Origin of the sequence: Pseudomonas sp. NFACC24-1 (assembly GCF_900115235.1) — a bacterium.
Lineage (GTDB): Bacteria > Pseudomonadota > Gammaproteobacteria > Pseudomonadales > Pseudomonadaceae > Aquipseudomonas > Aquipseudomonas fluorescens_AA.
In genome coordinates this window covers 280,775-291,329 of sequence record NZ_FOVS01000004.1, presented here as the reverse complement: position 1 = coordinate 291,329, position 10,555 = coordinate 280,775, and the positions used below count along the sequence as shown (strand labels likewise).

The window sequence follows — 10,555 nt, the reverse complement described above, 5'->3', positions numbered from 1 at the left end:
CGCCCCTCAAACGCTGAGATTTTGTAGAGTCCTCCGCCATCGACGGAAAGGAATTCTGTGATGGCAAAGCGTTACGAACTCTTGGATGAGGCCTGGGGTGTGGTCTCCGGCCTCTTCATCGAAACTCATGGCCGAGGGCGGCCGCGCCTGAGCGACCGCCTGATGCTCGATGGTGTGCTCTGGGTGCTTTGCTCGGGTGCTGTGTGGCGAGACATGCCGGAGCGCTTCGGCCCATGGTCAACGGTGTATCAACGGTTTCGCGGCTGGCGAAATCAGGGAACGTTCGATCAGATGCTCAAACGCTTACACCTGAGATTGAATGAGCAAGGCTTGATCGATCTGTAAACCTGGATGATCGACTCAACCGCAGTACGCGCACCCCGAGCCTCATCTGGCGCTCGGAAAAAAGGGGGCCAGACGAGCCTGCCGATCACGCTCTAGGCCGTAGCCGCGTCGGCCTGACAACCAAAATCCACATGCTTTGCGACGCCAACGGAACACCGTTGCGCTTCCTTTTCTCTGGCGGTCAAGCCAGTGACATCAGCTATGCCCAGCCATTGCTGGACAAGGTCGGCATCCCGTCGAGCCAACGTGGGCGCCCGTGAAAACGCTGCAAATGGTTACTTGCTGACAAGGGCTACGACGCCGAGGCACTTCGCCGTTACTGCGACCAATATCGAATGCTGCCCGTCATCCCGCTGCGCTCAATGAAGCGCAAACCCAAACCCGGCTTACCCAGACTGTTTGATAGGCCCAAGTACCGACAACGCAACATCATCGAGCGCATGTTTGGCTGGCTGAAAGAAAACCGCCGCATCGTGAGACGCTTCGACAAGCTCGCAAAAAGCGATGCCGCCATGGTCTCGCTGGCTTGTTCCATGCGGTGTTTGCGACATCTCTTTTCGTACAGAGCCTAGGATCGCTGAGCGGCAAAGCCGACCCGTCTTCGAGCTATTGAGTTACATGCTACTGCCCGAGGCGCTTTCGAGTAGCTACTGGGACAATGCGGTGGCGGAGCCTTTTTTCAGCAGCCTGAAAAAAGAGCGTATCCGTAAGCGGATCTACAAAACCCGGGACATGGCCCGTGCCGACGTATTCGATTACATCGAAGCGTTTTACAACCGAACGCGTCGTCACAGTCACCTGGGCGGCGTCAAGTCCTGAGGCCTTTGAAAGTGCCTCACTTTGAGTCTGGAAAATGTCTATGGGGGCGGGGGCGATTCAGTGTCTATTTGTTTAAGCCCTCGCGCTCAGTGTATGACGCAAACTTTCATCTATGCTCTGCGCATCCCCCATGGAAGGATGCTTGCCGCGATGTGCAAAGTCCCTAGTGTCTACGTTCCGTTGTATTTCATCCTTCTGTCCGGGTGCGCTGCAGTTCCGACGCAGGATGACTGGTTGAAGAAAAATGCTCGTTATGAGGTCAAGAGCGGCTATTTCGAGCCCGCCCATATGGATTACTTATTTCGTAACGAACGAGAAGGGGCAGGTAGGAGAGCACCTCCAAACCTCGGTTTAGCATTGGCAGGAGGAGGGACCAAAGCTTCCAGTTTTGCGATGGGAGTGCTTCAAGGCATGCACAGCACTGGGCTAATGAAGAAAGTCGATATCCTGTCAACTGTCTCTGGAGGAGGTTACGCAGGCTACTGGTACTACTCGCGATTGGTTCTGGATACAGGGGACGAATTCAGAGCTCCCGGGAAATTCTATCCTGCGCGGTTGAACCCATTTTTCGCGGATTGCTTGCCTTCTCGATACGTTGAAATGTTTGAGGGACATCCTCTGAACCTTGAGCGATGCCCCCCTGAAAACTTCACTAATTATGAACACAAGGTTCCTTTCACTGCGCCAGGCGCGAAGGATCTCAATGATCCTTATCGATACCAGAACTATATACGGGCCTATCAGGATCTCTTCAGTACCGGGCGCAATATGTTCGGTGCTCGCTCATTCAATTACGACACCACTGACGAGGATGGCAGCATCAACAACGAGATCGTGGAAAACACGGTTCTGTTGGTAGCCTCGGCAGTCATCAATGTCATTCCCAATATCGTCTTCGATTGGCAGTGGAATGTGTCATCAACTCAGCGTGCGTATGCCAAAGGCATAGCGCGTACTTATGGCGCGAGTCCGCCGCTCTGTCAGGACGGTGGGTGTGTGAAGCCATTGCTCACGAACGGCGAGATACGTCGTGAAGGTGATATCAGGAAGGCGCGTCAACTGACTTTCAAAGACATTCGGCGAACGTACGAAGAGAAGGGCGCGCCGATGTGGATCATCAATACCACCGCAGGAGAGGATCGGTCTGTTCTCGATGTTGGTGGACAGTCCGATTTGCGTTTTACGTCCTTCGAATTTACACCGTATGGATTTGGGTCAGGTTTGTACGGTTACAAAGAAGGTGAACTTGAAGGTATCACGCCTACAGAGGCGGTTGTTTCGTCGGCGGCTTTTTTCGATGACCAGCAAAAGGGGGAGATGAGTGTTCCCTGGAGAAATTTCGCAGCAGCAGGCATGAAGGTGTCGACCTTGAACTGGGGGAGTTCATACCAAAATCCGAACGTGGAGGATTTTGCCTATTTTGGTCATATGGCACTGCCGTTTCCGCTTTATTACGTTGACCGTCTGAAAGCTCCCAAGAACTCAACCTTCATACACCTATCTGATGGCGGCCAGTCTGAAAACCTTGGCGCTTATGCATTGATCCGACGTGGCGTGCCCAACATTATTATCTCCGATCATGCAGAGGATCGCGGCGGCAACATGCATGATGTCTGCCGCCTGAAAACGCAGATACGTGAGCAAGGACTTTCGCTTCGGCTGCCAGGTCTTGAAGACTTTGATGAGTTCTGTACCGAAAAGGGTGAGCCTACACACGCGTACGATATTTACAATTGGCGTCACCCTGTTCTGCTTGGGTGCATTGTCGAAAGCCCGGTTGATGGTGGCGCTTGCGTCGAGCCGAGTGTGGAGGAGAAGGCGCGAGGAAAATATTTCGCCAGGCTTTTCGTTATAAAGCCGGCGATAGGTAACGAGGGAGTCGTTCGCTCGTTGCGTGATATCTCAGAGTCTTGTTCCAAAGGCATAGGCCTTTGCGCTAAGGCGCTGAGTGATGCTTGTACCAAACCAATTTCGGATGTAAAGAGCCCGATGTGGGCAAACGCCGAGCCGGCCTCATGTGAAATGTATGGGTTCATACGAAAAAATGGGCCGGGCACTTCAGGCATCGCCAAAGACGATTGTCCGCACTTTCCACAATACGGCACAGTCGCGATGACCGTGGATTCCTCACCCTGGATGTATGGAGCGATGCGAGATTTAGCGGCTTATTACACGGGGCGCGTTGGGGCGCTTTTCGATGCGCAGGGTGGGGTTGATTTGAATTTGTTCAATGCAGAGCTGGCCTATCAGGCTAAAAGTCCGGTAGAGCTTGTCCGCGCAAATAAAGGATCGATGTTTTTCACGCCTAAGGCTGGCGTCAAAGGGCAGTGCAGTGGATTTAGGCAATCCATTGATGCGGTAGCAGTTGTTCGATCTCACAGGCCTTCTGCGTCGGCAACAGCTTCAGCACATCCTTGAGATACGCGTACGGATCACGCCTGTTCATGCGTGCGCTGCCGACGCAGCGGGCGAATGAGATTACCGAGGTGGATGCCCATCTAACGGTGCAATCGCTGACGGGGCACCGTATCAAGATCTGCCTAGGCTCCGTACGAAAAGAGATGTCGCAAACACCGCATGGAACAAGCCAGCGAGACCATGGCGGCATCGCTTTTTGCGAGCTTGTCGAAGCGTGTCACGATGCGGCGGTTTTCTTTCAGCCAGCCAAACATGCGCTCGATGATGTTGCGCTGTCGGTACTTGGGCCTATCAAACAGTCTGGGTAAGCCGGGCTTGGATTTGCGCTTCATTGAGCGCAGCGGGATGACGGGCTGCATTCGATATTGGTCGCAGTAACGGCGAGGTGCCTCGGCGTCGTAGCCCTTGTCAGCAAGTAACCATTTGCAGCGTTTTCGCGGGCGCCCACGTTGGCTCGACGGGATGCCGACCTCGTCCAGCAATGGCTGGGCATAGCTGATGTCACTGGCTTGACCGCCAGAGGAAAGGAAGCGCAAGGGTGTTCCGTTGGCGTCGCAAAGCATGTGGATTTTTGTTGTCAGGCCGCCGCGGCTGCGGCCTAGAGCGTGATCGGCAGGCTCGTCAGGCCCCCTTCAGAGAGCCAGATGAGGCTCGGGTTGCGCGTGCTGCGGTGAGTCGATCATCCAGGTTTGCAGATCGATCAAGCCTTGCTCATTCAATCTCAGGTGTTTGCCATCACAGAATTCCTTTCCGTCGATGGCGGAGGACTCTACAAAATCTCAGCGTTTGAGGGGCGGCAATTGGGTTTCTCGGGATTTCGTACAGAACCTAGCGCTCACGGCGGCTGGGAACGGCGCAGGGGAGACTTTTCGAGAACGGAACTGTTGGGCCTTAGACTGGGGGCATCCTTTTCAAACCATCCCAAGCATGCCCTCAGATGTGCCCCCAATGTAGCAACCCACTGGAAGTGGATGGAGCTCCATGGTTTGTGAAGGCAAAAATGATCAGCTAAACAGCCTGCCCGACGACACCTAAAGACTCTCAGGGTCGCCAAAAAACATCTGAATCCGCGAACGCAACCAGCGCTCCCCAGGATCATTGTCCTGAGACCCCCGCCAGGCCATATGCAGTTCGAAGCTGCGCACCGGTATGGGCGGGTCTTCGGCGCGTACGCCACCGGCGGCGGTCAGCGCGTCGGCGGTGTAGTCGGGCACGGTGGCGATGATGTCGGTGCCCGACAACAGGGTGCTCAAGCCGTTGAACTGCGGCACGGCCAGCACCACATGACGTTTACGGTCGAGTTTTGCCAGCTCTTCATCGATGAAACCGCTCAAGTCCCCCGCAAAGGAGACCAGGGCGTGGGGGCGGGCGCAGAATTCGTCCAGGGTCAGTCGTCCCGGCGCGGTGTCGGCCCGCAATACTTTGGGCATGCTACGCCGCAAGACCTTGCGTTTGGCGTTGGCCGGGAGGTCGTCGGTGTAGCTGACGCCGATGGAGATTTCACCGGACGCCAGCAAGCCCGGCATCAGGATGTAGTTGACCCGGCGCACCACCAGCACAATGCCCGGCGCTTCGGCCCGCAGGCGTTTGAGGAGCATGGGCAGCAGGGCGAATTCGGCGTCGTCCGACAGGCCGATGCGAAACACCGAGGTGCTGGTGGCCGGGTCGAATTCCGCGGCGCGGCTGACTGCCGTGGAAATCGAATCCAGGGCCGGAGAGAGCAGGGCGAAGATTTCGACCGCCCGGGCCGATGGTTCCATGCTACGGCCGGTGCGCACGAACAGCGGGTCATCGAACAGGCTACGCAGGCGCGACAGTGCGGCGCTGATGGCCGGCTGGCCAAGAAACAGCTTCTCGGCCGCGCGAGTCACGCTGCGTTCATGCATCAACGTTTCGAATACGATCAACAGGTTCAGATCGACACGCCGCAGGTCATTACGATTCATCTGGGGTCCTGGCAGATTCGGTAAGCTTGACGTGAGCGGCCATATGGGAACAATGGCCGGCATGAATCTTACGGGGAAAGGCTGGTACTCTGCACCGGCTAATTGAGTTTTCTTAGGTTAAGTCCTACAGGAGTGGTTGGTTTTTCTTGCTGCGGAATCAATGACAGGCATGTCGACTATTAATAGCCACTGATAGTCTTGGCCACAAAGCCCGGATAGAGTTCATGGCATTAGAGGTTACTTTGACGAGGTTTGCGATGTCCCGCACGATCCGTTTTCACAAGTTTGGTGGTGCCGAGGTGCTCAAATGCGAAGAGCATGCGGCGGCTCTTCCTGCGCCAGGAGAAGTGCAGGTCCGCGTCGAAGCGATCGGCATCAGTTGGTACGACACCTTGTGGCGCCAGAACCTGGCGTCCTCCCAGGCACGTCTGCCTTCGGGGCTCGGCCATGAAATGGCCGGCGTGGTCACCGCCGTCGGCGACGGCATCGATGACTTGGCCGTGGGCGACAAGGTCGCCAGTTTTCCAGCCGAAAGCCCGAACGATTATCCGGTGTACGGTGAAGTCATCGTACTGCCGCGCACCGCGCTGACCCGTTATCCCGACGTGCTCAGCCCGATCGAAGCCGCCGTGCATTACACGCCGCTGTTGATCGCTTATTTCGCCTACATGGACCTGGCGCGGGTCAAACCGGGGCAATTCGCCCTGGTCACCGATGCCAGTCATTGCGCCGGCCCGTCTTTTGTCCAGTTGGGCAAGGCCTTGGGCGTGCGGGTGATTGCGGCCACCAAGACAGCTGACGAGCGTGAATACCTGCTGTCGCTGGGCGCCGAGAAAGTCATCGTCACCGAGGAGCAGGACTTGCTGATGCAAATCAACAAGCTCACCGACAGCCGTGGCGTCGATGTGGTATTCGACGGCCTTGGCGGGCCGCAGATGTCGCTGTTGGGCGATGTGCTGGCACCCCGTGGCAGCCTGGTGCTGTATGGCTTGCAGGGCGGCAACCAGACGCCGTTCCCGGCCTGCGCGGCGTTCCAGAAGAATATTCAGTTCTTCGTGCACTGCATCGGCAACTTTACCGGCAAACCGGAACTGGGCATCCTCCAGGACCAGGTGGCGTTGCAGCGAGCATTGCGAGATATCAACCAACTGACCGCCGATCGCGTGCTGTTGCCACTCAAGACTCGGGTTTTCCCGTTCTCCGAGTTTGTCGAAGCGCACCGGTACATGGGTGAATGCCCTTGCCGTGAGCGCGTTGCCCTTCAGGTCGTCGACCCCGCCTGATACCTGTCTTGCGCAAGAGTCATCGCCGGGCTCTTGCGCTGCCTTCGATTCGATCTCCATCCCTCCTTTCCCACGCACTGGCAGCCTGACGGCGGTGCGTTTGTGCCTCGCAGTGCCCCTCAAGCAACCTGTCCCGGTTCGCTTGAAGCAGAAACGGTTTGCCGGTGAACATCTGAACTGGTTTTTGCCCTCAATCTGTATCTTCTAATCATTATTTAAGTCCTGATAATTGAACGCTGATTTCCATATCAAGGAAGAAGTCGTGGTGCGGTGTAACTTTTTCGAAGGCTTTCATCCTTCAAGGCGCATTCAAGGTACAGCGAGCGTTAATTGGCACGGGGCTATCTATCGATCCTGGAGAAAACAGGGTGGGGTAGAAGGTCAATTAAAGTTCGGTAAGTTCCTTATTTCTCGTACTCATTGTCTGTGGGACGTTGTCGGAATTCTCCTAGGACGTACCGCTAGCCCGGCAAGGCCCCGCGTTTTAAAGGCCCGCAGCGGCGGCACCCAGGCGCATGGGGTGACTTTCTGCGTATGTATCAAATAATTACGACAAGCAACGCTTGGGCGTATTGCTAATACTCTTTGAGTACTAGAACGATTCATTCAGACCAACACGTCGCGCGGTCACGTTGGTGCGGGTGCGGCGCCGATAGTTGAATTTCAGGTAAATGGCTATGAGTGCAATTCATGAGCAGGCAATGACTCACGTATATCAACAGATACTGCAACGTTTGTTGGGTTTTTATTCCCGGGCCGAACGGACCGCGTTGCAGCTTTTGATCCAGCGCTTGATTGTCGCCGCCGGGGGCATTGATCGGATTGGCGATTATCGTGTGTTGACGGTCCAGAACGGGAGCCGGGAGAGCTTTTATGTACTGACCGCCTTGCGGGCCGCCCAGTTGAGCATCGCGGGCCGGCATCCGGTGACCTTCGCCTTGCGCGTCGCCACGCCGCGCCTGAGCGAAACCACCCAGGCGACGCTGGAGAACATCCACCGCTGCTACAGCGCACTGTTTGTCTATGACGATCCCCGGGTCGAATTGCTGATGGCGGATAACCGCGAGGTATTGCCGTTCAATCACCGGCAGCCCTTGTCGGTGGCGGGGCACGAGGCCAATCGCATGGACCTGCTGGCCTTGGGGCACCTTCGTTCGGTCGACAGTCCCCTGGAGATCGGGAACGACGGTTACCTGGCGATGGCCGAATTCTATCGGCACATGGCCCGGTGGGAGTCTGGCGTGGACTCGATGGTCAGCAGCGATACGCCGCGCCAGCAAAAACAGTTCATTTCAGGCCTGCGTCGTGCGGCCCGCAAAATCGGTCTGCCGACCGACAATATCGGGTGCTTCGACAGCCTCTTCGCGCACCTCGATACCTTGAGCCGTGACCTCTACGAGCATTTCTACGGTCCCGAGCGCCTTGGCGCCTGGAAGCCCGAGGGGCATTTCGAGGCCTGCCGGCGGATGAGCCACATCGGCATCGACGACCTGATCGTCGACCGCCTGGAGGGCACCAACTGGCCGCTTTTCAACGAATTCCTGCGAGTGCAGACCGATGGCCTCATGCCCTCGGCGATTGAAAACGAATACCTTAGCCCGCTGCTGTCGGCTCATTTACATGGCCTGCAGGCCTGCTACGTGCAAGGGCGCAGCTACGAAACGGGATACAGCGACTACGTGCAGCGGGCAATCATGATCATGCATCGCAAGCAACTGCCGGAACACGCCTGCGAGCAGGCCCGGACGTTGTTCGGCTCACCTTCGGCGATTCCCGAGCGCCGCGCCTACGCCGCCCTCGAAGCGCAAAGGGTCCTGGGGCTCAGCGAAACACAACTGGTGTGCATGCTGTTCGCGCCATTCGTGGGGCAGGGCGAGGGCCTGGAACACTTCCTGCGCTGTTGCCACCCGGGCATGCTGGTGGCGATGCCGGACCTGCACAAGGCCATGCAGGGCGCGCCGGTCGCCGATCAGATCGCGCAATGGATGGTCGACGTCAGTGGCCTGCCCATCGACATCCTTGGCAAGCTGTACCGGGCGAGCGTCACCGTGCCGGAACAGCCGGAGGCAGTTCCGGAAGTTGATCTGCAGCAGGCCCTTGACGACGTTGATACCGTAGAAGCCGGGCAGGCCGCCGATGAGCCGAACGAACGCTCGGCAAGGCACTGAGGAACGAGGTTTGATGGACTCGTCTACCTCGTCCCTGGTCGTGATGCCCGGCGTTGCGGCCTGGCCGACTGCAACCTGTTCGCCTGGCGTGACCCCATGAAAGGTTGCCGGGAGACAGACTTCGCCTACCAGGCGGTTTATCGCTACCTGACCACGTTGATCAACGAACTGGAGGTCGATGCGCGGGTGCGCCTGCCTTCGTTGCGGCAATTGGCCGAGCGTCTGAACGTGTCGATATCGACCATCCAGTACGCTTATTCATTGCTGGAGAAGGAAGGGCGGGTCTACTCGATCGCCAAGTCCGGTTATTACGCGCTGCCGGCACCCAGCATGACGACCCTGGATGGCGGGGACGATTTGCTCGAGAGCGTGTACGTCAATGCCCGGCGGCCCGGGATGCTGGTGCTCAGTGCAGACGAGCCAGCATCGATGCAGCCGTTGGACAGCCCGATGCTGTTGCTCGAGCGCGAGCTGCTGCGCCAGTACCCACGTTCCTCGCAGACGCCCTCGCAACCCTGGGGCGAGCTGGAGCTGCGTACCGCACTGGCGGCCCGCTACACCTCTTCGCCGGCCCGTTGCTGGAATGCCGATGACGTCTACATCGGTGCCGACCTGCGGGGTGTCCTGGAGATCCTGATCGCCGTGCTGGCACTCAGGGGCGCCACAGTACTGATCGAGTCGCCCTGCGACTGGGCTGTGTTGCGCCTGCTACAGGCGGCCGACATCAACATCATCGAGCTGCCACTGCTGGCTGGCGGGGAAATCGACATCGAGCAGTTGGAGCAACTGCTGGAGAGCGAAACGGTGCGCCTGGTGGTGCTGTCGTCAGTCCTGAACATGCCAACGGGCTCGCTGGTTCCTGAAGAGAACCGTCGTGCCATCGCCCACTTGCTGGAACGGCATGGCACCTGGGTGCTGGAGAACGACAGCCATACAGACCTGGCGTTCGAGGCCGGGGCGACGCCTTTTCGGGACTTGCTCGACCCGGACCGATTGATCGTCTACTCCACGTTCGAGAAGACCATCGGTCCAGAGGCGCCATATGGCTACGTGTTGTCGCGCCAGATGACCCTGCACCTGCAACGACATTTCCTGTTGCGCGCGTTTCGTTTGTCGCCGATTCGCCAGAAAGCCATCGCCCGGCTGTACAGCAATGGGCGGATTGACCAGCATTTGCTGGTGTTGCGGCGCCTGCTGCGCGAAAGCGCGGTTTCGACCGCACAATTGCTGCGCGAACGGCTGGGCGATAGCCTGCAATGGGCAGAACCCCAAGGTGGCGCGACGATCTGGATACGCTCGACGCGACGGGTTGATTTGCGGCGGGTTTTCCATCGGCTGCTGGCCCAGCGAATCGTCATCGCCCCGGGGGAGTTGTTCAGCCTTCATGGCCTGTATGGGCAACATATGCGTCTGACCCATGCGCTCAATGGGCCCCAGGACCTGGATGCCGCACTCTGCGCGCTGGCCGACGCCCTGAGGCTCGAACAAGCGTAATCGGCGGCGATGGATCGAACCCGTCGCGCCACGGTCGAACTGTCAGTAAACTGAACCCCATTTCCCGAGCCACTCCACTCAG

The 10,555-nt window shown here is 57.8% G+C and carries 4 protein-coding genes and 4 pseudogenes; 5 read left to right on the top strand and 3 right to left on the bottom strand.

Annotation, left to right across the window (positions count from 1 at the left end; translation table 11 throughout):
• Positions 1-60 precede the first annotated feature (60 nt).
• A pseudogene (locus BM317_RS06665) lies at positions 61-917 on the top strand (IS5 family transposase).
• A gap of 79 nt (positions 918-996) precedes the next feature.
• Positions 997-1,189, top strand: a pseudogene (locus BM317_RS06660) (IS3 family transposase); the annotation flags it as partial.
• Between the two features lie 2,313 nt (positions 1,190-3,502).
• Here the strand turns inward: BM317_RS06660 and BM317_RS06650 are convergent.
• The 3 genes and pseudogenes from BM317_RS06650 to BM317_RS06640 form a co-directional block, all read right to left on the bottom strand.
• Positions 3,503-3,655 (bottom strand): annotated as a pseudogene (locus tag BM317_RS06650) (transposase domain-containing protein); the annotation flags it as partial.
• 49 nt (positions 3,656-3,704) lie between these two features.
• Positions 3,705-4,310: pseudogene (locus BM317_RS06645) on the bottom strand (IS5 family transposase); the annotation flags it as partial.
• Between the two features lie 303 nt (positions 4,311-4,613).
• The gene (locus BM317_RS06640; RefSeq protein WP_014338228.1) at positions 4,614-5,528 is read right to left on the bottom strand and encodes a LysR family transcriptional regulator; all 915 of its coding nucleotides are present in this window, start codon (positions 5,526-5,528) and stop codon (positions 4,614-4,616) included.
• Positions 5,529-5,785: 257 nt separating this feature from the next.
• Between BM317_RS06640 and BM317_RS06635 the strand changes: the two genes are divergently transcribed.
• The 3 genes from BM317_RS06635 to BM317_RS06625 all read left to right on the top strand — a co-directional run bounded on the left by BM317_RS06635 (position 5,786) and on the right by BM317_RS06625 (position 10,473).
• Positions 5,786-6,811 (top strand): zinc-dependent alcohol dehydrogenase family protein, encoded by a 1,026-nt coding sequence (locus BM317_RS06635; protein ID WP_092164618.1) that lies wholly within the window; start codon positions 5,786-5,788, stop codon positions 6,809-6,811.
• 677 nt (positions 6,812-7,488) lie between these two features.
• On the top strand, positions 7,489-8,979 hold the full coding sequence (locus BM317_RS06630; RefSeq protein ID WP_092473598.1) for a hypothetical protein: 1,491 nt from the start codon (positions 7,489-7,491) through the stop codon (positions 8,977-8,979).
• 96 nt (positions 8,980-9,075) lie between these two features.
• Positions 9,076-10,473, top strand: coding sequence for an aminotransferase-like domain-containing protein (locus tag BM317_RS06625; RefSeq protein ID WP_092473596.1), 1,398 nt, complete (start codon positions 9,076-9,078; stop codon positions 10,471-10,473).
• Positions 10,474-10,555: the final 82 nt, after the last annotated feature.

Bases quoted from the DNA above. Each gene is read 5' to 3' on its own strand.
- BM317_RS06640 (WP_014338228.1), bottom strand. From the start codon at position 5,528: ATGAATCGTAATGACCTGCGGCGTGTCGATCTGAACCTGTTGATCGTA.
- BM317_RS06635 (WP_092164618.1), top strand. From the start codon at position 5,786: ATGTCCCGCACGATCCGTTTTCACAAGTTTGGTGGTGCCGAGGTGCTC.
- BM317_RS06630 (WP_092473598.1), top strand. From the start codon at position 7,489: ATGAGTGCAATTCATGAGCAGGCAATGACTCACGTATATCAACAGATA.
- BM317_RS06625 (WP_092473596.1), top strand. From the start codon at position 9,076: ATGAAAGGTTGCCGGGAGACAGACTTCGCCTACCAGGCGGTTTATCGC.